Raw genomic sequence first — 21,960 nt, forward strand, 5'->3', positions numbered from 1 at the left:
TCTTGCGGAGGCACATATTACTTTTTACCAAAAATATGTCAAACACTTTCTTGGTAAAAGCGACAAAAATCAAATCAACCGTTGGCTATTTAATCAAAGCGCTGTGAAATTAAACTTTTCTGTCATATCAGTGACTTCAAAGCATAAAAAAGGCCAGCAAAATTCGCTAGCCTTCCTTGTGATAATTAGTAGTTGCTAGGTGCAACACTACCATTACCTTTTTCAGCTTGAATGCGCATGTAGATTTCTTCACGGTGGACAGAAACCTCTTTCGGTGCATTCACACCGATACGCACTTGGTTACCTTTTACACCAAGAACTGTTACTGTCACTTCATCACCGATCATTAGTGTTTCGCCAACGCGGCGAGTCAAAATTAGCATTCTTTGCTCCTTGAGTAATCTCTGTATTATATTGCAACTGCGCTATTATCCACTAAAAGTTATATTTTCGTAAACTATCTATTAGTGCGCTCTCACCCTAAAGATGCATGTTTTAGGTGAGAAGCTAACAGCTCATCTGACCCTATATAGGCCTCATGTAAAATATTGGCTGCTTTATCAACATGTTGTGGCTGCATAACCAGCATTAACGATTGTTTATCAACCGAAAGAGAACTTACTTCTATTCCTTGTTCTGCCAGTAATTCACATGAGCGCTCAACTAATTCCTGAGCCAGCAAACCTACCGTGGTCAATAAACTAACGGGTTCACTATTACGGATTTTGTCATTGAAAACCAGAGCTAATTTAGCACAAGCGTCTCGTTTTATAATGACACCTATCCATTCTGCCTCTTCGATCACACTCCACACTTCCACACCGAGCATTTGGCACTGCTTGGCTAAACTCGGGAAATGATCATGTTGCACAGTAATAAGCGCCATATCGCGTTGAATCGCAATGCCACATACTGCTTTATGACACTGCTCACCTTTGATTAGACTGCCTGCGTTTACATCAAAAGTAGACAGTACGCGTAAAGGAACTTCATTTTCCCACGCATATTGCACACAAGGTAAATGCAGAACTTTAGCGCCTTTACGTGCCATTTCTTCCATTGACGGGAAATCAACGATCTCTAATTTTTGAGCCGTTGCAACCACACGTGGATCACATGTGTAAACACCATCCACATCAGTGAATATTTGACACTCATCGGCTTTAAGAGCTCCCGCTAGCGTCACAGCGCTAGTATCAGAACCTCCACGTCCTAAAGTGGTGATATCCCCATTCTCATTCACACCCTGAAAACCCGCTACCACCACAATATGATCTTGTGCCAGCAACTCGGTAATCGTTCGAGTATCAATCATTTTAATCGTCGCGTCATTGTGTTGATTATCGGTCACAATGTTCGCTTGAGCTCCGGTTAGTGAGCGAGCTGAATAGCCTAATTTATTGAGTGTCATCGCTAATAGCGCCATAGACACTTGCTCACCAGCAGAGAGCAAAACATCAAGTTCCCTTGCAGTTGGTACACTATCGATTTGTTGTGCTAAGCCCAACAGTCGATTGGTTTCTCCTGACATTGCAGAAACAACTACAACCACTTGATTACCATCATTCTTCGCCTTAATGATGTGTTCAGCGACGGTATGGATTCGTTCTATTGAACCCACCGAGGTTCCGCCAAACTTTTGCACGATAAGGGGCTTTTTCACCTATCTTCACCTTCCCAAGACCAAAGTCTCATTAGGACCAAATCGAAAGCAGAGCACTATGTTGAGTATCGATTCAGTAGTTACAAAAACAAAACCAAGCAGATAACTGGCTCGTATCCTATTGCGCCAATTAGACCACTTGGTTTGGTAAATAAAATTACGCCCAATCAAAAAACAGTGATTGAGCGTGACTTATTACAGCGGTTTATAGATGCTCAGCAATCCAAGCATCTACTGAAGCTAAAGCGCCAGGCAAGGCATTAACATCCGTACCTCCCGCTTGAGCCATATCCGGACGGCCGCCACCTTTACCACCCACTTGCAAGGCAACCATATTGACCAGCTCCCCTGCTTTAACTTTGGCGGTAAGATCTTTGGTCACACCCGCAATCAAACCCACTTTATCATCAGCCACATTACCCAGCATGATAATGCCACTGCCTAACTGATTTTTTAGCTCATCAACCATACCACGCAGCGCTTTGTTATCAGCGCCATTAAGTTGAGCAACTAGCACTTTCACACCCGCAATTTCTTTTACATTGCTGATCAGATTGGCACTTTCTTTCGCTGCAAGTTTATCTTTTAACTGCTGCAACTCTTTTTCCAAAGATTTCGCTTTAGCCGCCATTTCAGCCACTTTGACTTCATATTGAGCCTGCTGTTGATCCAATAGATCCAGCGCGCCTTCACCCGTCACCGCTTCAATACGACGAATGCCAGCGGCAATACCGCCTTCAGAAACTATTTTGAATAGGCCGATGTCACCGGTGTTACTTGCGTGAATACCACCACACAGTTCGGTTGAGAAATCCCCCATCGACAATACACGAACTTCATCGTCGTATTTTTCACCAAACAGTGCCATAGCACCTTTGGCTTTTGCCGCTTCGATGTCCATAATATTGGTTTCAATCGTGTGGTTACGGCGAATTTGCGCGTTCACTAGACGTTCCACTTCTTTTAGCTCTACGGGCGTCATTGCTTCTAAATGAGAGAAGTCAAAACGCAAGCTTTCCGCTTTTACCAATGAGCCTTTTTGCGCCACGTGCGAACCTAATACTTGGCGAAGTGCAGCATGCAACAAATGTGTGGCGGAGTGGTTCAGTGAAATTGCAGCGCGGCGCTTAGCATCAACAATGGCTTTCGCTTCATCGCCTTTGGCGAGTACGCCCTCGATGAGTTCACCGTGATGAGCAATGGCGTTGCCGAGTTTTTGTGTATCTTCAACTTTAAACAAGCCCGTGGCCGTTTGAATAACACCCGCATCGCCACATTGACCACCGGATTCAGCGTAGAAAGGTGTTTCGCCCAAGATCAAAATCGCTTTATCACCCGCAGATAGAGTGTCAACTTCATTGCCGTCAACAAACATAGCGGCAATGCGGCTCTCGCCTTTTGTCGCGCTGTAGCCACAGAAAGCGGTATTGGTATCAACTTTAATGATTGCATTGTAGTCAGTGCCAAATTGGCCCGCTTCACGCGCTCGTTGACGCTGCTCTTCCATCGCTTTTTCGAAACCTAGTTCGTCAATGGTCAGCTCACGTTCACGTGCAACATCATTAGTTAAATCAGCCGGAAAACCGTAGGTATCGTAAAGTTTAAAGACAGTTTCACCATCCAGTACGCTACCCTCTAAATTATCGAGTGCATCATTGAGGATCGCCATACCGCGTTCAAGAGTGCGACCGAAGTTCTCTTCTTCAATGCGCAGCACTTTTTCTACAAGCGCTTGCTGCTTTTTCAGTTCTTCACCAGCCGTTCCCATCACTTGTGCTAATGGGCCAACCAATTTGTGGAAGAAGGCACCTTGTGCGCCCAATTTATTACCATGACGCACCGCTCGACGAATAATCCGACGCAGTACATAGCCACGGCCTTCATTCGATGGCATCACACCATCCACAATCAAGAAAGCACAAGAACGGATGTGATCAGCAACAACGCGTAGCGATTGATTGGAAAGATCGTCATAACCCGTTACATCAGCGGCGGCTTTAATCAAGGCTTGAAACACATCAATTTCATAGTTTGAGTGAACACCCTGCATGATCGCAGAAATACGTTCAATACCCATACCGGTATCAACGGAAGGTTTTGGAAGTGGCTCCATCGTGCCATCGGCATGACGGTTAAACTGCATGAATACGTTGTTCCAAATTTCAATGAAACGATCGCCATCTTCCTCTGCCGAACCTGGAGGACCACCCCAGATATGATCGCCATGATCGTAGAAAATTTCAGTACAAGGACCACACGGACCCGTATCACCCATTTGCCAGAAGTTGTCTGACTCATAAGCTTTACCACCCGGTTTATCGCCAATGCGAATAATGCGCTCAGCCGGAATGCCTACTTTTTTGTTCCAGATATCAAATGCTTCATCATCGGTTTCATACACGGTAACCAGTAGACGATCAGCGGGCAACTTGAGTGTTACAGTAAGAAACTCCCACGCGTATGCGATAGCGTCTTCTTTGAAGTAATCGCCAAAGCTGAAGTTACCCAACATTTCAAAAAAGGTATGGTGACGAGCGGTAAAACCAACGTTTTCCAGATCGTTATGCTTACCACCAGCTCGCACACAACGTTGAGCCGTTGTTGCACGTGTATAAGCACGCTTTTCTAAACCAAGAAAACAATCTTTAAATTGGTTCATTCCTGCATTTGTGAACAACAGGGTTGGGTCATTAGCGGGGACTAATGATGAACTATCAACAATTTGGTGTCCTTTACTTTCAAAGAACGAGAGGAACGCGCGGCGAACCTCATCAGTGCTCATAAACATGCAGCTCTTCCTGAAATACTCAAGTTAGAATTTTGCGTTATTGTAAAGCATGGACAAGAGTTCGACTAGTTTTCTTATAGAAAAGGCATGGCAGGAAATAAATTGCGGATCAGACGAAGAGTTAAGCTTCCGATGATGATAAAGCGTAGCTAATTTGCTCGAAGCTAAAGCCTCGATACTGCAAAAAACGCACTTGTTTGGCATGTTCTTTTGAACCTTTTTCCGCAGGTTCTCTGAATTTTTTTTCAGCCACCGCTTTTGCCAATTCAAACCAATCTTGAGGCTCTTGATGTAAAGCGGTTTCAATATCATCGCTATTGACTCTTTTTTGGCTCAGCTCTTGTCGAATACGCCGCTCACCATGACCTTTAGTGACATGTTGTCTTATTTGACTTGCGGCATAGCGCAGTTCATCCAAATAATGGTTCTCAAGGCAGTAACTCATGGTTTGAACGATAATTTCCGAATCATACCCTTTACTCATGAGCTTTTGCTGTAGCTCATGCTCGCTGTGATCTCGTCGGCTCAGTAATTGCAATGCGCACTCTTTGCACGATAACGTCGATTTGAATTTAGAGGAATACATACTGTCCCTATTAGTCATGGATAAAACAAAGCCCTGCATTGCAGGGCTTTGTTGAAATATAAACATGGAGAAGATTACAACTCTTCTTCTTGAGGCATTTCGCTCAAAATAGGTTCTTCAACAATTAACTCGGCTGGATTGAGCAGCATTTCACGTAACTTAGTATCAAGAGCCATAGCTGCAGCTGGATTCTCTCTCAAGAATTTACAAGCGTTTGCTTTACCTTGACCAATTTTATCACCGTTATAGCTATACCAAGCGCCCGCTTTCTCAACCAATTTATGTTTCACGCCAAGATCAACCAATTCACCTTCACGGTTAAAACCTTGTCCGTAAAGAATTTGAGTATCCGCTTGTTTAAAGGGAGCCGCGATTTTGTTCTTAACCACTTTAATACGCGTTTCATTACCCACGACTTCGTCACCCTCTTTGATAGAGCCTGTACGACGAATATCTAAACGAACTGAAGCGTAGAATTTAAGGGCATTACCACCTGTTGTGGTTTCAGGGTTACCAAACATCACACCAATTTTCATACGGATCTGGTTGATGAAGATACACATGCAGTTGGACTGTTTTAGGTTACCCGTTAACTTACGCATCGCTTGAGAAAGCATACGGGCTTGCAAGCCCATGTGGCTATCGCCCATTTCACCTTCAATTTCAGCTTTTGGTGTCAGTGCAGCCACAGAGTCAATGACGATAACATCAATGGCACCAGAACGGGCCAAGGCATCACAAATTTCAAGCGCTTGTTCGCCCGTATCAGGTTGTGAAACCAACAGCTCATCGATGTTTACACCCAGTTTTTTAGCATAAATTGGGTCAAGGGCATGTTCTGCATCGATAAAAGCACAGGTTTTACCCACTCGTTGTGCTGCTGCGATCAATTCCAGCGTTAACGTTGTTTTTCCTGATGATTCAGGGCCGTAGACTTCAACGATACGTCCCATTGGTAAACCGCCAGCACCCAATGCAATATCCAAAGAAAGTGAACCGGTAGAAATGGTTTCAACATCCATTGTACGGTTGTCACCAAGGCGCATGATCGAACCTTTACCAAATTGCTTTTCAATTTGACCCAGTGCTGCGGCTAGCGCCTTCTGCTTATTTTCGTCCATTACTTTCTCCAAACTGTCGCTGTGGGTAGCGGCTCGTTAAATTTTTTATCGACTCTTTAGTCGCCAATTGGGGTTAATTATACTGTTGATTCATACAGTGTCTATAGCTGTGTCGAAAAAATTTCGACTAGGTTCAATTTGGCTGCGATAAAAAGTGACTCACCACTTGTAATGCATGAGTAATCGCCTGCTTGCGCACCTGCGCGCGATCGCCTTTAAAACAAAGCGTCTCAGCACGTTCCCAGCCCTGCTTAGAAGCCCATGCAAAGCACACGGTTCCCACTGGTTTTTCTGCGCTACCACCGTCAGGACCAGCAATACCACTGATCGCTACACCAATCGTGGCTTGGGAATGCAAAAGTGCTCCTTGTACCATTTCACGCACCACGGGTTCGGAAACCGCGCCAAAATCCACCAGTGTCTGTGCTTTGACACCGAGCATCTCTTGTTTAGCGAGATTACTGTAGGTCACAAACGATCGTTCAAACCAAACCGAACTTCCTGCAACCTCGGTAAGTGCAAATGCCACACCACCGCCAGTGCATGATTCAGCACTGGTGAGGATCTCTTTTTGTGCTAACAATTGCTGACCTAATTGTTCACTTAATGCAAAAATCGCTTTCATTACGCCCTCTCCAAAGCCACGTTATTTTCGCTTGAACCTTTATAGCAGATTGAATCATCAGAAAACAGAATGGGCACGCAAGCGTGCCCATTCTGAATCGTTCGTCCGTTGTATTTAGATCTCAAACATTAAACTATCTGCGTCTAAGAATGGCCAACGAATGGTGTGCGGAGTGCTGCTCTCCCCACCAAAAAAGTAGCCCACTTGTGGTGTAGCAAAGGTTTTGTCGCCTCGTGTGAGTGGTTGTTCACTCAATGCTCTATGGGTTAATTTTGCTTCCCATAATTGCTCACTCTCCCAGCCTACTGGCGCGAGTTCCACTCGCACTTCCGCGCCAACAGGATTGACAGAGACCACTTCAAAAGGCAATGAAGCTTGGCTATTTTGTTTGTTCGATAGGCTCAACTCATGGCTGCGCACATACAACTTTCCTGATTGATTAATCGCGTGATCTTTCGGCGGTAAGATAAACGATTGACCGTTGACCCACTGCTCGTTATTCCAGTTGGCTTGGAATACATTCACATTGCCAAAAAAGTCAAAGACGAAGCGACTGTTCGGTTGAGCATAAAGCTGCACTGGCGAGTCGATCTGTTCGATGCGGCCATTGCTCATCACGACCACGCGATCAGAGAGTTCAAGTGCTTCATCTTGATCGTGGGTGACAAATACGCTCGTAAAACCGAGCTCTTCGTGCAAGCTGCGCAACCAGCGGCGCAATTCTTTACGCACTTTGGCATCCAGTGCGCCAAAAGGCTCATCCAGCAGTAGCACTTCCGGCTTTGTTGCAAGGGCGCGAGCCAAGGCGATGCGCTGCTTTTGCCCGCCGGACAGTTGTTCAGGATAGCGCTCAGCTAAATGGTCAAGTTGTACAATATCCAATAGCTGTTTGACTCTTTTGGTGATCTCCGCCGCCGCTGGTCTATGACGGCGATCCATCACTTGCAAACCAAACGCGACATTGTCGGCCACCGTCATATGACGAAAAAGTGCGTAGTTTTGGAACACAAAGCCAACTCGGCGCTCGCGAACGTGGACATGAGTCACATCGCGATCTCTAAAATGAATGGTTCCACTATCGGCTCCTTCAAGGCCGGCAATAATACGCAACAAAGTGGTTTTGCCGGAGCCTGAAGGACCAAGTAAGCCAATCATCTCGCCATCATCAATCTGTAACGAGAGCGGAGAGAGCGCTTGAAATTGACCAAACTGTTTGGAAATGTTGTCTAAACGTATACTCATACCGTCTCTTGCTCTCTGTTCGTTTTTGTCTGATTGTTGTGTTGACGCCATTCAACATAAGCTTTAAAAACTAAGGTTAATAATGCAATGAAAGCCAATAGCGAGGCGCTAGCAAACGCCGCTTCCGATTGATAATCTTCATACAGTAGCTGCACATGTAGCGGTAAGGTATTGGTTTCACCACGAATATTGCCAGACACAACTGCTACTGCGCCAAATTCACCAATGGCACGCGCATTGGTTAGGATGACACCGTAAATCAACGCCCATTTAATATTCGGTAAGGTGACGCGACGAAACAGTTGCCACCAAGATGCACCCAAAATAACCGCCGCTTCTTCATCCGATCTACCTTGCTGCTGCATCAGCGGGATCAGCTCACGCGCAACAAACGGGCAAGTCACAAAAACCGTGACCAATAAAATTCCCGGCCAAGCAAACATCACTTGCAGATCGCGCTCAAACAACCACTCACCTAACCAGCCGCTGCTGCCGTAAAGCAGTAAATACAGAAGGCCTGCAACAACCGGTGATACGGCAAACGGAATATCAATTAAAGTGGTTAATATTTTTCTACCCGGAAATTCAAAACGAGTCACAGCCCAAGCCAATAACACGCCAAACACTAAGTTAATTGGCACCGTGAGTAGCGCAACTAACAGTGTTAAACCAATGGCATGACGCGTATCGGGTTCAATTAAATGACTAATATAAGTCGATAAACCACTGGCAAAGGCTTGTTTGAAAATGCTCACTAGCGGGATAATCAGCAACAATGCAACCCAAAACAGCGCAAAGCCAATCAAACTCCACTTCACCCAAGGTGCTTCACCGACTCGTAACGGTTGATGTGCTTTCATCATCGGTTCCTTAACGTCCATGAATTCGACGCAGGTATGCGCCCTGCCATAGATTGATCAGTAGTAGCAGCGATAACGATGCCATCAATACTACCGAGGCAATGGCACTCGCCGCCGGAAAATCAAATTCTTGTAAGCGTACAAAAATCATTAATGAGGTAATTTCACTGACGTAAGGCATATTGCCCGCAATGAAAATCACTGCACCAAACTCGCCCAAGCTACGCGTAAATGAGAGTGCAATACCAACCAATAGTGCTGGACGAATCGAAGGCATGATCACTTTCCAAAATACGGCGCTGTCTGATGCGCCTAACGTCATTCCCGCTTCTTCCTCTTCTTTGGATATCTCTTCCAAGACGGGTTGTACCGTGCGCACCACAAACGGAATACTGGTAAACGCCATCGCGACAACAATCCCCAAGGGGGTATAAGCCACTTTAATTCCAAGCTCGCCAAGTACGCTGCCCACCCAGCCATTGGATGAGTAAAGCGTCGCCAACGTGATGCCTGCAACGGCGGTAGGCAAAGCAAACGGTAAATCGACTAAAGCATCAAGAATACGTTTGCCATAAAAATCATAACGAACCAGCACCCAAGCGAGCAATAATCCTAGCAAGCCATTAAACAATGAGGCGATGAGTGCCGCGCCCACCGTTACTTTGTAACTGGCCAGTACACGAGGGTCCGCCACCACCTGCCAATACTCGGTGAGCGACATTTGGCTCGTCTGCATAATCAAACCACTGGCGGGCAATAGCAGTACTAAGCTGACAAAAAACAGCGAAGTACCGAGGCTAATACCAAATCCGGGTAGCACCCTTTTATGGCGTGGGCGAGATAAAGAAGCAGTGAAGGAATGGCTCATAAACCCTCGAAACAAAACAAATGCGTAAGAAAACCACCCACACTCAGCGCAGGTGGCGATGACGAATTAACGACGTTGAAGTTGGTCAAGCTTCGCGCCATTGGCAAAATGAAGTTTCATGGCATTTTCCCACCCGCCAGCAATGCTCTCAACTGTTAGCAATTCAACTTCAGGGAAGCGATCAGCAAATTCTGCGTTCACTTTTTCATCATGAACGCGGTAATTAAACCCAGCCAGCAAACGTTGCGCTTCTTCACTGTACAGATAAGCAAGATATTCGTTGGCTACTTCAAGCGTGCCTTTACGCTTGGCATTTTTTTCCACCACGGCCACGGGAAACTCGGCCAAGATAGAGGTCTTAGGCACCACTACTTGATATTCATCCACGCCATACTGCTGACGAATATTGTTCACTTCAGATTCAAACGTAATCAGCACATCGCCAATGCCACGTTCAACAAACGAAGTAGTCGCACCACGGCCGCCAGTATCAAATACCGCTACATTAGATAAAAATTGTTTGAGGAATTGATCCTGCTCGGCTTGGTTTTCTTTGCCAAAAGTCTTTTGTGCATAACCGACCGCGGCCAAATAGGTATAACGTGCATTACCTGAGGTTTTAGGATTGGGGAATACAGAAGCCACATCAGCTTTAGCGAGATCGCCCCAATCTTGAATATTTTTTGGATTCCCCTTGCGCACTAAAAATGCGGTCGTGGAATAGTAAGGTGAGCTTGCATTGGGCAATTTTTCTTGCCAATTAGCATCGATAAGCTTACCGCGATCGTGCAGCACCTGAACATCCGTTACCTGATTGAATGTCACTACATCGGCGGCTAACCCCTGCAAAATTGAGCGAGCTTGCGCAGATGACCCACCGTGCGACTGTTTGATCTCCACTGTTTGGCCTGTCTTTTGTTGCCAGTGTTTTTCAAACACTGGGTTATAAGAAGCAAACAGCTCGCGAGCGATGTCGTACGATGAGTTGAGAATGGTTTGATCCGCGGCCGAAACATTCAACGATCCTACGGCTAATAAGCTGGCTAAGGCTGACTTGATGAACTTCATATATTGCTACTCCCTAATCACTACGGCCAAAATGGCGTCCTTGGCAATTAGAGTATGAGGAAAATGAATTATAACAAAGAGGATAACTAGAACTTTTTGGAATAAACTCTAGCAATAAATTGTATGCCAATTACCAGCACGACTTTATAGTAGTGTTCGGTAAGGTGGATACGTCATCTTACTCTTCCGACTAAAAAAATTAAGGACAACATGATGGCGGACTTTCCAACGATTGAAGCATATGTCGGGCAAACGCCTTTAGTTCGCTTGCAGCGACTGGCGGCTCACACCTCAAGCACCGTATTGGTCAAGCTAGAAGGCAATAACCCAGCAGGTTCAGTCAAAGATCGCCCAGCACTCAATATGATAGTGCAAGCAGAGCGTCGCCAAGAGCTCCAACCGGGCGATACCATCATTGAAGCGACCAGCGGCAACACGGGTATTGCGCTGGCAATGGCGGCCGCCATCAAAGGCTACAAAATGATTTTAATCATGCCAGATAATGCCACCCAAGAGCGTAAAGACGCGATGAAAGCGTATGGTTGTGAGCTCATTTTAGTCAGCAAAGAGCAAGGCATGGAAGGAGCGCGCGATTTAGCATTAAAAATGCAAAGTGAAGGCAAAGGAAAAGTACTCGATCAATTCAATAACCCCGACAACCCGCAAGCTCATTTTGATTCTACTGGCCCAGAAATTTGGCAACAAAGCCACGGGGAAATCACCCACTTTGTCTCAAGTATGGGCACAACGGGCACCATCATGGGCACTTCTCGCTATCTAAAAACGCAAAATCCAGAGATAAGCATTGTCGGTTTACAACCAGCAGAAGGCAGTGCAATTCCGGGTATTCGCCGCTGGCCTCAAGCTTATTTACCCGGCATTTTTGAATCATCACGTGTTGATGTGGTACTCGATATCGAAGAGCAAGATGCCATCAATACGGCTCGTGCTTTGGCAACCCAAGAAGGTATTTGCGCTGGCGTCAGCTCTGGAGGCGCCGTTTTCGCTGCGTTACAAATCGCGCAACAAAATCCCGGAGCGGTGGTTGTTGCCATCATTTGCGATCGAGGCGATCGTTATCTCTCATCCGGTCTTTTTTCTTAGATCAAATCTCCACCCCAACGGGCTAATCAGTGCTGACGCGCTCATCATTCTTTAGCCCTTGGCTTTGCTTCCACATCAGCATCCCTTGATTGCTCAGCAATAGCGAAGTTTGTTATCCTCTCCAACTATTTAAATGCATGTTCTGACGATTCTTTCTAACTCATGTCAGAGCTAAGGCCGCTGCCATTCCTGTAGGGTGGTCATTTTCACAGTCAGCCATTGATAATCGAGTGACGAATAACATGAGCAAATCCAGCGCATCTTCCGCCGAGTCTTCACCACAGCACACCCCGATGATGCGGCAATATCTGCAATTGAAAGCCGAAAACCCCGATATTCTGCTCTTTTATCGGATGGGCGATTTCTACGAGCTGTTTTACGATGACGCTAAACGCGCATCGCAATTGCTGGAAATATCACTCACCAAACGCGGTGCTTCTGCGGGTGAGCCTATTCCAATGGCGGGCGTTCCCTATCACGCCGTGGAAGGTTACTTAGCGAAATTGGTACAGCAGGGCGAATCCGTCGCGATTTGTGAACAAATTGGCGATCCTGCCACCAGCAAAGGCCCCGTTGAGCGTAAAGTGGTGCGGATTGTCACGCCCGGTACGGTCACGGATGAAGCCTTGCTCTCTGAGCGAGTCGATAACTTAATTGCCGCCATCTACCACCACGATGGTCGCTTTGGCTACGCAACCTTAGACATCACTTCAGGGCGCTTCCAACTGAGTGAGCCAGAAACCGAAGAGGCGATGGCCGCCGAACTGCAACGCACCGCACCGCGCGAACTGCTCTTTCCTGAAGATTTCACGCCAGTCACTTTAATGGGCAATCGCAAAGGAAACCGTCGCCGCCCTATTTGGGAATTTGAGTTAGAGACAGCAAAACAGCAGTTGAACCAACAATTTGGTACGCGTGATTTGGTCGGTTTTGGCGTAGAACAGGCTAAACTGGGCTTATGCGCCGCTGGCTGCTTGATTCAATACGTGAAAGATACGCAGCGCACTGCACTGCCTCATATTCGTTCACTGACGTTTGATCGCCAAGATCACTCGGTGATCTTAGATGCCGCCACGCGCCGTAATTTAGAGATCACGCAGAACTTGTCCGGTGGCTTTGATAACACCTTAGCGGAAGTGCTCGATCATTGCGCCACCCCAATGGGCAGCCGCATGCTCAAACGCTGGTTACACCAACCGATGCGCTGTATTGATACGCTGAATCAACGCCTTGATGCGATCGGCGAGTTGAAACAGCTTGCTCTGTTTAGTGAATTACAACCTGTGCTGAAACAGATTGGCGATATTGAACGTATTCTTGCTCGTTTGGCATTGCGTTCCGCTCGCCCAAGAGACTTAGCACGCCTGCGACATGCGATGCAGCAATTGCCGCAGCTCAGTGAAATACTGCAACCCTTATCGCAACCCCACTTAGTTCAGTTAACTCATCATGTACAGCCATTGGATGAGCTGTGCACACTGCTTGAGCGAGCAATCAAAGACAACCCACCAGTTGTGATTCGTGATGGTGGCGTGATTGCCGATGGCTACAGCGCCGAACTGGATGAATGGCGTGATTTAGCCAACGGCGCAACCGAATACTTGAATAAATTAGAAGCTGAAGAGCGCGAACGTCACGGCATTGATACGCTAAAAGTCGGCTACAACGCGATTCACGGTTTCTACATTCAAGTCAGCCGTGGCCAGAGTCACCTTGTTCCTCCCCACTATGTGCGCCGCCAAACGCTGAAAAATGCCGAGCGTTATATTATTGCCGAGCTAAAAGCGCATGAAGATAAAGTGCTCAACTCGAAATCAAAAGCACTAGCAGTGGAAAAGCAGCTTTGGGAAGAGTTATTTGACTTATTGTTGCCTCATTTAGAGCAGATGCAAAACCTTGCATCTTCGCTATCGCAGCTCGATGTGTTGCAAAACCTTGCCGAGCGCGCTGAAAGCTTAGATTACTGTCGCCCGACCTTGAGTAAAGAGCCAGCGATCCATATTCAAGCGGGCCGTCACCCTGTCGTTGAGCAAGTGATGAATGACCCCTTCATTGCCAACCCAATTGAGCTCAATCCGCAACGAAAAATGTTGATCATTACCGGGCCTAACATGGGCGGTAAATCGACCTACATGCGCCAAACTGCATTGATTACTTTATTAGCGCATATCGGTTGTTATGTACCAGCGGAAGCAGCACGCATCGGTTCGATTGACCGCATCTTCACCCGCATTGGTGCATCGGACGATCTCGCCTCTGGTCGCTCTACTTTCATGGTTGAAATGACCGAAACTGCCAACATTTTGCATAATGCGACACAAAATAGCTTGGTATTGATGGATGAAATTGGCCGCGGCACCAGTACCTATGATGGGTTATCACTGGCTTGGGCAAGTGCACAATGGCTCGCAAGCCAAATTGGCGCGCTAACGCTATTTGCCACTCATTATTTTGAACTGACCGAGCTGCCAAACCAGCTACCTCACTTAGCCAACGTGCATTTAGATGCCGTGGAACATGGCGATAGCATTGCCTTTATGCATGCGGTTCAAGAAGGGGCGGCAAGTAAATCTTACGGCCTAGCAGTGGCAGGTCTTGCTGGCGTGCCTAAAACAGTGATCAAAAACGCGCGCGCTAAATTGTCGCAGCTCGAGTTATTGAGCCAACAGCAGCCCAATGGCAGCAAAAGCTCAACTGTAGATATTGCTAATCAACTCAGTTTGATCCCAGACCCAAGCGAAGTCGAACAGGCATTAGCAGCTATTGATCCTGACGATCTAACGCCTCGCCAAGCATTAGAAGCGCTTTATCGCTTGAAGAAGCTAATGTAACAATCTGATATTACAAATAAAAAAGGCATCGATTTTAAGTCGGTGCCTTTTGTGCTTTTATGCAATAGTTTTATAAATCAACGGTTTTATAAATCAATGGTTTTATGAATCAAGGTCTTGTTGAACCAACCTTTAGTCGTATTCAACATTAAACAGCGCTTCCATGTTCAAGCCTTGTTTAACTAAGATCTCTCTCAAACGACGTAGGCCTTCCACTTGAATTTGACGAACTCGTTCACGAGTTAAGTTAATTTCGCGCCCGACTTCTTCTAAGGTGGACGGTTCATAACCTAATAGCCCAAAACGGCGTGCAAGTACCTCTTTTTGTTTTGGGTTCAGTTCATCTAACCAATTCAGTAGTGATTCACGAATATCATCATCTTGCGTAGAAATTTCAGGATCAGAGTTGTTCGCATCTGGGATGATATCGAGTAGTGCTTTGTCACCATCGCCGCCAATCGGTGTATCAACAGAACTGATACGCTCGTTCAGACGCAGCATTTTACTGACATCTTCTACTGGCTTATCCAGTTGGAACGCAATTTCTTCTGCGGTAGGTTCATGATCTAACTTCTGCGATAGCTCGCGAGCCGTGCGAAGGTAGATATTCAACTCTTTAACGACGTGAATTGGCAAACGGATAGTGCGCGTTTGGTTCATTAATGCACGTTCAATGGTTTGACGGATCCACCAAGTAGCATAGGTTGAGAATCTAAAGCCACGTTCTGGATCAAATTTTTCTACCGCACGGATCAAGCCTAAATTACCCTCTTCAATTAGATCGAGTAAAGCTAAGCCACGATTACCATAACGGCGAGAAATTTTAACGACCAAACGTAAGTTACTTTCGATCATGCGTTTACGAGCAGCTTCATCGCCTCTCAGTGAACGACGAGCATAAAGTACTTCTTCTTGGGCTGTTAATAATGGAGAAAAACCAATCTCGCTAAGATACATCTGTGTTGCATCTAAGCTTTTTGTTGACGCGTCAAATCCTTCTTTGGCATCTTCGATTTGAACATCGTCATCGCTTTGGCTTTTAGTGGTGGTGAGTTCTTCATCAACCTCAATCGAATCCATGATCTCTTGGTCTTCAAACTCTTCGACTTTCGTTACTGCATTGCTGATACTCATAGCGCCTCCCCCTGGCGAGCTAGCAAGACATTACTACTTTCTAATGTCGCTACATGACTCTTTCAAGTATGTTTACGGTAAGTAGCGTTTTGGATTCACCGACTTACCTTGATAACGAATTTCAAAGTGTAAACGAACACTGCTGGTTCCTGAGCTGCCCATGGTTGCTATTTTTTGGCCAGCTTTAACACTTTGTCCTTCTTTTACCAGTAACCGATCGTTATGAGCATAAGCACTGAGGTAGTTATCATTATGTTTAACAATCACAAGATTGCCGTAACCTCTTAATGCATTTCCCGAATAGACAACGGTTCCTGCAGCAGTTGATAAAATGGATTGACCACGCTGTCCTGCGATATCGATCCCTTTATTTCCTTGATCGCCTGCTGAAAAGTTTTTAATTATTCTCCCTTGTGTCGGCCATAACCATTTTGAAACTTTATCATCTTTTGGTTTAGCAAAGGTTACATTAGCATTAACATTTTGCTTACCTTTTGAATCAACATACTCTTTTGATTTCGATTGTTCAACTACCTTAGGAGGATCTTTCTTTGCGACTTTGGTCGAAGAACTTGCGGCATTAGATCCACTATTTTGATTAGAGTTTTTACTCACTCCGTCTACAACCATTGGGGGGGAAACTAAGCCAGCCATTGTGCTCGAAGGGGTTGCAGCCACAATGACTTCTGTTACACCATAAGCAGGAGGCGTGTAATTGGGGATCCATAATTTGAGTTTTTGACCGGGATGAATGGTGTAAGGTTTTTTTAAATTATTGAAACGGATCAAGTCGTTTACATTTTTATCTGTGACGTAAGATATAAAATAGAGCGTATCGCCTTTTTGCACTTCGTAAAAACTGCCGCGATAACTACCACGAGGAATGGCATTATAGTCTTTATTGAGCCCAGAAACGGGTGCAGGAGTATGAGCAGCACATCCGATAAGGACGCTACTCATTAGCACCATTATTACTCTGTTTCTTAGGTTACTCATCATCACTAAGCTAAATCACCGGCAACTAAAGGAACAAAACGCACCATCTCAATGGTGTTAGAAATAAAATCATCGCCTTGGCGAACTATTTTCAACAACTGTTGCTCACTACTGCCGACAGGGATCACTAAACGGCCACCTTCCGCAAGCTGATCAAGCAGCGCATTTGGGACAAATTCGGCCGCTGCCGTAACAATGATCGCATCAAAAGGAGCTTTAGCATCCCAGCCCAACCAGCCATCACCATGCTTAGTGGAGACGTTATAAATATCAAGTTGCTTTAAACGACGCTTCGCGTCCCACTGTAATGACTTGATCCGTTCAATCGAATACACGTGCTCAACCAACTGGGCAAGCACAGCGGTTTGATAACCCGATCCTGTGCCAATTTCTAAGACCTTACTCTGCGGCTCAAGTTCTAAAAGCTGCGTCATTTTTGCCACAATGTAAGGTTGTGAAATCGTTTGTCCTTGGCCTATCGGCAAGGCATTGTTGTCATAGGCTTGATGCATCATCGCCTGAGAAACAAAGCTTTCTCTTGGCAAACAATGAATGGCATCCAAAACGGTTTGATCTTGGATACCATTCGCGATCAGAAATTCAATTAATCTGTCGGCATGTGGATTGGCCATTACCCTTTTTCCTTCAACCAGTTATCCATACTTGGCAGTGACTCATGAGCCGTGAGATCAACCTGCAACGGCGTCAAGGAGACATAGCCATGCTCAATCGCATAGAAATCAGTCCCTTGCCCTGCATCTTGCTCTTTACCCGGAGGACCTAACCAATAAATATCATGCCCACGAGGATCTTTCTGCTTAATCATACTTTCTGCGTGATGGCGAGCACCTAAACGCGTCACTTGAATACCCGTTAACTCCTCAAATGGACGATCTGGTACGTTCACATTCAATAATCGATTGGTTGGGATCGGGGCATTGAGATGCTGTTCGACCAACTGGCGCGCTATCTGCGCTGCCGTAGTAAAATTAGCCGTCCCGACCAATGAAAACGCGATCGCTTGCACCCCAAGAAAGTGCCCTTCCATCGCCGCCGCAACCGTGCCCGAATAGAGCACGTCATCGCCCAAATTCGCACCATGATTGATGCCTGTCAGCACCAAATCAGGCAGATCATCTTTGAGCAGTTCATTGAGTGCAAAATGCACACAATCGGTTGGTGTGCCTTGCACTGAATAGGTATTGGGTGCAATGAGATCCACACGAAGCGGCTGCTCTAATGTCAGCGAATTGGAGGCTCCTGACCGATTACGATCCGGCGCGACAATCACGATCTCGGCGAGATCCGCCAGCGCGCGTGCTAGGGTATTTAAACCTTGCGCGTATACACCATCATCATTGCTTAATAAAATCTTCATCGAGTTTTTTCCTTAGAACTCGCGTTCAACCGCTATCTCTTCAACCAATTCGCGAATGACTGAGGTAGCAAAACTTCCTGCATCTAAATCAAAACGTAACGTCACATTGTCTTGTTCAACTGTCCAAGAAAGATTCTGAGGCTTAAGCATCACCGCCCGGCGCTCATGACGCATACGATTGCTGCGGATCAGTGCCATCAAGTCAGGTTCAGCATCGAGGTGAACTTGTTCTAAATCTAAAGCCTCGCCTTGCGTCGGTAGTGCATTATCGCCCGCCAAAGCAGCACTTATTTGCACTTCATTCAATGCCAGTTTGTTATTGAGATCGGTAAGATTCGCCAAGGTGACTAAGGTCGTTTGATCCCCCTCAAGTGCGATATCTCCTTCGATAAATTGGTGTAACTTATCTTGCTCGATACGGGCAGAGACAATTTGGTTGAAAATCCACGAACGAGCCGCCGAAAGATACAAACTGCGCTGATTTTGGTTACGTGAACGCACGTTCTCTTTTCCCCAGCGACGCGCCTCACTGAGGTTATTGCCGTGATTGCCAAAACGTTGGCTACCAAAATAATTAGGCACACCGTGCGTGGCGATGTGCTCTAATCGCGTCACGACTTCGGCGGTGTCGGTGACTTCAGAAAGCGTAATTTCAAAATGATTGCCGGCTAAATCTCCGGGGCGCAACTTTTTATTGTGACGCGTAATTTCCAGAATTTCGATGCTCGGATATTGAGCCAAAAACTCGGTGAAATCTGGCGTCTCACCTTTTGGTAAATGTACACTGAGCCACTGCTGCGTAACCGCATGACGATCTTTCAGACCAGCCCAACTCACATCTTTTGATTTCACACCACATGCTTTAGCCAATTCATTGACCACAAAACTGGTATTTTCACCAGTTTTACGAATATGAACCATTAAGTGTTCACCACTTCCTGCCAGTTCGAATCCTAAGTCTTCAATCACTTTAAAGTGCTCTGGCTTGGCTTTTATTTTGGCTTTAGCGGCTGGTTTACCACAAAGGTAAGCCAATGAAGATAATATATCTGACATGTTTTCATCCGTCGCTGACGCGAGTTGGCGGTAATAATAAAAACAGCGACGCATGAGCCGCTATTGCGCGTTACTGAGCGTGCCATTCGTTGGCGGTAGTCCATCAATAACGTGTTTTCACATAGAAGGAGAGGCAAGTGAATTGCCATTACCTCTTCAATTTGGGTCGTTTTATTAAGGCGATATTATGCTTTGATCAACCGTGCATTTAATCTGTAGTACATTTGATCAATAAGACAACCGCTTCGCAAGCAATACCTTCTTTGCGCCCAGTGAAACCAAGGCGCTCGGTTGTGGTTGCTTTGACGTTAATATTATCTAGCGTCGTTTCAAGATCTTGCGCAATGGCAGCGCACATCGCTTCAATATACGGCGCCATCTTCGGCGCTTGCGCGATAATGGTGACGTCGGCATTTCCTAAACGGTAGCCTTGCGCTTTCACACGGCGATAGACATCTTTCAATAATTCACGGCTATCTGCCCCTTTCCATTTATCATCGGTATCGGGGAAATGGCGGCCAATATCACCTGCGGCAATCGCGCCAAGCAGCGCATCACTTAAAGCATGCAAGGCGACATCACCATCGGAATGAGCAATTAAGCCTTGCTCATAAGGAACGGCAATTCCCCCAATGATGACTGGGCCTTCACCGCCAAATTTATGAACATCAAAACCGTGGCCAATTCTAATCATGGTTATTTCCTATTGCGGCTAGTGAAGAAGTACGACCTAAATAAAACTCAGCTAAAGCGAGATCTTCGGGTTGCGTAATTTTGAGATTATCCGCTCGCCCAGCGACCAACGCTGGATGTAACCCTTGCCACTCCATTGCGGATGCTTCATCGGTGATGATGACTTGCTGATCTAACGCATCCGACAAAGCCTCAAAAAGCGGCTTGGCTCTAAACATCTGTGGGGTGAGTGCATGCCATAATGCGACGCGATCAACGGTATGATCAATGTTGTTTTCGCCATCAGCACGCTTCATTGTATCTCGAACGGGTGCAGCTAAAATCGCACCTACTGGATGCTCTTTAGCCGTCGTAATCAATCGGTCAATATCTGCAAAAGTAAGACAAGGCCGCGCTGCATCATGCACGAGAACCCATTCACCTAGGGAATTAGCTAAAACATATTGCAGCGCCGAGAGCACCGAGTCGGCTCGCTCTTGACCACCGCTGACACGAATAACATTGGGGTTAGTGGCTAATGGCAGAGCAAAATAGTAAGGATCATCGTCACTGACGGCGACAACAACGCGATCAATATTAGGGTGCGCGAGCAGCGTCGCTATTGTGTGTTCGAGAACGGTTTTGTTGTGTATGGTTAAATACTGTTTCGGACGATCTGCTTGCATTCGGCTGCCGACACCAGCAGCCGGTACAATCGCGGTAAGAGAAAGCGTACTGTGCGGCATTTATTGACTATCCTCACCGACCAATCGATAGAAAGTTTCACCTTCTTTTATCATTCCTAATTCATGACGCGCTCGCTCTTCAATCGCGTCCAATCCTTGTCGTAAATCATCAATTTCGACGAACATTTCCGAATTTCGTAGCGTTAGGTTTTCGTTTACTTGTTGCTGCACGTCAATTTCATCGACAATGGTTCGATAATCAGCAATGCCATTTTTACCGAGCCACAAATCGTACTGTAATAAACCGAATAATAACGCCAATGTCACCGCAAAAAGTCGCATCACATCTATAACCATTCAAAACGCTCACTATGAAAGAGAACGTAAACGATAAACAAAGCGTGCTGTTTAAAAAAAGTGACGCTCTAACACAGCACGAAAATGATGGCTATTTATACCACAAGCCTTTATTTAACTCATCATTAGGAACGCAAATAAGCCGCCACCCAGAATTAAACGGTAAATGACAAACGGAGTCATACCCATTTTAGAAATCAGTTTTAAGAAGAAATGGATACAAATATAAGCACTGATAAAGGAGGTCAGGATACCCGTCATTAAGAAACCAAAATGCACAGGTTCGCCACTGGTCACCAGCTTTAACCCTAAATAGCCACCCGCCAAAACAATGATAGGAATCGACATCAAGAAAGAAAAACGCGCGGCCGCTTCACGAGTAAAACCAAGATACAACGCCGCAGTGATGGTCGCTCCTGAGCGAGAGGTACCGGGGATAACCGCAACCGCTTGTGCCAAACCAATCATCAGCGATTTTTTCCAATCGGCTTGGTATTCATCATCCGCTAATGGAGCGTTTTTATCGACATACCACAGTAATAGACCAAAAATAATAGTGGTGGTTGCTATCACCCAAGCACTGCGTAGGTAGAGTTCAACAATATCTTTCATAAAAAAGCCGAAAATACAGGCAGGAATGGTTGCTAGTACGATCATCCATGCCAGTTTCGATTCTTTACTGCGCTCGCCTTTAAAAATCGAGGCAAAAAAAGCGCGCAGTAAAGTCACGACTTCTTTCCTAAAATAGATAACCACGGCAGCTAATGTGCCGACATGCACCGCCACATCAAAGGCAAGACCTTGATCTTCCCAGCCTAAAATGGCTGAAGGCAAAATTAAATGGGCGGAGCTGGAGATAGGTAAAAATTCGGTTAAGCCTTGAATCAAAGCCAAAAAAAACGCTTCTAAATAACTCATTACTGAC

Annotated in this window: 22 protein-coding genes; 3 read left to right on the top strand and 19 right to left on the bottom strand. The window is 46.0% G+C overall.

Annotated elements, in window-relative coordinates; genetic code table 11:
- Positions 1–199: hypothetical protein (locus tag B9J84_RS16300; RefSeq protein ID WP_404206239.1), on the top strand; the 199-nt coding region annotated here is incomplete at its 5' end.
- Here the strand turns inward: B9J84_RS16300 and csrA are convergent.
- The 10 genes from csrA to cysP form a co-directional block, all read right to left on the bottom strand.
- On the bottom strand, positions 186–383 hold the full coding sequence (gene csrA, locus B9J84_RS03380; RefSeq protein ID WP_010320440.1) for a carbon storage regulator CsrA: 198 nt from the start codon (positions 381–383) through the stop codon (positions 186–188). The genes B9J84_RS16300 and csrA overlap by 14 nt on opposite strands.
- A gap of 92 nt (positions 384–475) precedes the next feature.
- Positions 476–1,663: an aspartate kinase gene (locus B9J84_RS03385; RefSeq protein WP_094123531.1), complete on the bottom strand. Its 1,188-nt coding sequence runs from the start codon at positions 1,661–1,663 to the stop codon at positions 476–478.
- 205 nt (positions 1,664–1,868) lie between these two features.
- Positions 1,869–4,451, bottom strand: a complete 2,583-nt coding sequence (gene alaS / locus B9J84_RS03390) for an alanine--tRNA ligase (RefSeq protein WP_094123532.1) — start codon at positions 4,449–4,451, stop codon at positions 1,869–1,871.
- Positions 4,452–4,572: 121 nt separating this feature from the next.
- Positions 4,573–5,076, bottom strand: a complete 504-nt coding sequence (gene recX / locus B9J84_RS03395) for a recombination regulator RecX (RefSeq protein WP_094123545.1) — start codon at positions 5,074–5,076, stop codon at positions 4,573–4,575.
- A gap of 35 nt (positions 5,077–5,111) precedes the next feature.
- Positions 5,112–6,158: a recombinase RecA gene (recA, locus tag B9J84_RS03400; protein ID WP_010320444.1), complete on the bottom strand. Its 1,047-nt coding sequence runs from the start codon at positions 6,156–6,158 to the stop codon at positions 5,112–5,114.
- 133 nt (positions 6,159–6,291) lie between these two features.
- Positions 6,292–6,783 (bottom strand): nicotinamide-nucleotide amidase, encoded by a 492-nt coding sequence (gene pncC / locus B9J84_RS03405; protein ID WP_094123533.1) that lies wholly within the window; start codon positions 6,781–6,783, stop codon positions 6,292–6,294.
- Positions 6,784–6,897: 114 nt separating this feature from the next.
- A complete protein-coding gene (locus B9J84_RS03410; RefSeq protein ID WP_094123534.1) occupies positions 6,898–8,025 on the bottom strand; it encodes a sulfate/molybdate ABC transporter ATP-binding protein in 1,128 nt (375 codons plus the stop codon).
- Complete coding sequence (gene cysW, locus B9J84_RS03415) at positions 8,022–8,885, bottom strand: sulfate ABC transporter permease subunit CysW (RefSeq protein ID WP_017046720.1); 864 nt, start codon at positions 8,883–8,885, stop codon at positions 8,022–8,024. Before cysW ends, B9J84_RS03410 begins: the two co-directional genes overlap by 4 nt.
- A 10-nt stretch (positions 8,886–8,895) precedes the next feature.
- Positions 8,896–9,753 carry a sulfate/thiosulfate ABC transporter permease CysT gene (gene cysT / locus B9J84_RS03420; protein ID WP_017046719.1) on the bottom strand — a complete coding sequence of 286 codons (858 nt, stop codon included), beginning with the start codon at positions 9,751–9,753 and terminating at the stop codon, positions 8,896–8,898.
- A gap of 66 nt (positions 9,754–9,819) precedes the next feature.
- Positions 9,820–10,821 carry a thiosulfate ABC transporter substrate-binding protein CysP gene (gene cysP, locus B9J84_RS03425; RefSeq protein ID WP_094123535.1) on the bottom strand — a complete coding sequence of 334 codons (1,002 nt, stop codon included), beginning with the start codon at positions 10,819–10,821 and terminating at the stop codon, positions 9,820–9,822.
- Between the two features lie 213 nt (positions 10,822–11,034).
- Here cysP and cysM point away from each other — a divergent pair, with 213 nt between their 5' ends.
- Positions 11,035–11,925, top strand: a complete 891-nt coding sequence (cysM, locus tag B9J84_RS03430) for a cysteine synthase CysM (RefSeq protein ID WP_026027976.1) — start codon at positions 11,035–11,037, stop codon at positions 11,923–11,925.
- A gap of 242 nt (positions 11,926–12,167) precedes the next feature.
- Positions 12,168–14,756: a DNA mismatch repair protein MutS gene (gene mutS, locus B9J84_RS03435; protein ID WP_026028369.1), complete on the top strand. Its 2,589-nt coding sequence runs from the start codon at positions 12,168–12,170 to the stop codon at positions 14,754–14,756.
- Between the two features lie 132 nt (positions 14,757–14,888).
- Here the strand turns inward: mutS and rpoS are convergent, their stop codons facing one another.
- The 9 genes from rpoS to B9J84_RS03480 all read right to left on the bottom strand — a co-directional run bounded on the left by rpoS (position 14,889) and on the right by B9J84_RS03480 (position 21,953).
- Positions 14,889–15,890: an RNA polymerase sigma factor RpoS gene (gene rpoS / locus B9J84_RS03440; RefSeq protein WP_017047531.1), complete on the bottom strand. Its 1,002-nt coding sequence runs from the start codon at positions 15,888–15,890 to the stop codon at positions 14,889–14,891.
- A 72-nt stretch (positions 15,891–15,962) separates the two neighbouring features.
- On the bottom strand, positions 15,963–16,886 hold the full coding sequence (nlpD, locus tag B9J84_RS03445) for a murein hydrolase activator NlpD (protein ID WP_179217508.1): 924 nt from the start codon (positions 16,884–16,886) through the stop codon (positions 15,963–15,965).
- Positions 16,887–16,891: 5 nt separating this feature from the next.
- Complete coding sequence (locus tag B9J84_RS03450; protein WP_013857716.1) at positions 16,892–17,518, bottom strand: protein-L-isoaspartate(D-aspartate) O-methyltransferase; 627 nt, start codon at positions 17,516–17,518, stop codon at positions 16,892–16,894.
- Positions 17,518–18,264: a 5'/3'-nucleotidase SurE gene (gene surE, locus B9J84_RS03455; RefSeq protein ID WP_094123537.1), complete on the bottom strand. Its 747-nt coding sequence runs from the start codon at positions 18,262–18,264 to the stop codon at positions 17,518–17,520. The genes B9J84_RS03450 and surE overlap by 1 nt, the downstream gene beginning before the upstream one ends.
- A gap of 12 nt (positions 18,265–18,276) precedes the next feature.
- Positions 18,277–19,320, bottom strand: coding sequence for a tRNA pseudouridine(13) synthase TruD (gene truD, locus B9J84_RS03460; protein WP_179217507.1), 1,044 nt, complete (start codon positions 19,318–19,320; stop codon positions 18,277–18,279).
- A 208-nt stretch (positions 19,321–19,528) separates the two neighbouring features.
- Positions 19,529–20,014: a 2-C-methyl-D-erythritol 2,4-cyclodiphosphate synthase gene (gene ispF, locus B9J84_RS03465; protein WP_013857718.1), complete on the bottom strand. Its 486-nt coding sequence runs from the start codon at positions 20,012–20,014 to the stop codon at positions 19,529–19,531.
- Complete coding sequence (gene ispD / locus B9J84_RS03470) at positions 20,007–20,738, bottom strand: 2-C-methyl-D-erythritol 4-phosphate cytidylyltransferase (RefSeq protein ID WP_010320457.1); 732 nt, start codon at positions 20,736–20,738, stop codon at positions 20,007–20,009. Before ispD ends, ispF begins: the two co-directional genes overlap by 8 nt.
- Positions 20,739–21,020 (bottom strand): cell division protein FtsB, encoded by a 282-nt coding sequence (gene ftsB / locus B9J84_RS03475; protein ID WP_026027578.1) that lies wholly within the window; start codon positions 21,018–21,020, stop codon positions 20,739–20,741.
- A 129-nt stretch (positions 21,021–21,149) separates the two neighbouring features.
- The gene (locus B9J84_RS03480) at positions 21,150–21,953 is read right to left on the bottom strand and encodes an undecaprenyl-diphosphate phosphatase (protein ID WP_017046711.1); all 804 of its coding nucleotides are present in this window, start codon (positions 21,951–21,953) and stop codon (positions 21,150–21,152) included.
- Positions 21,954–21,960: the final 7 nt, after the last annotated feature.

This window comes from Vibrio sp. V03_P4A6T147 (assembly GCF_002241085.1).
GTDB classification, from domain to species: domain Bacteria; phylum Pseudomonadota; class Gammaproteobacteria; order Enterobacterales; family Vibrionaceae; genus Vibrio; species Vibrio anguillarum.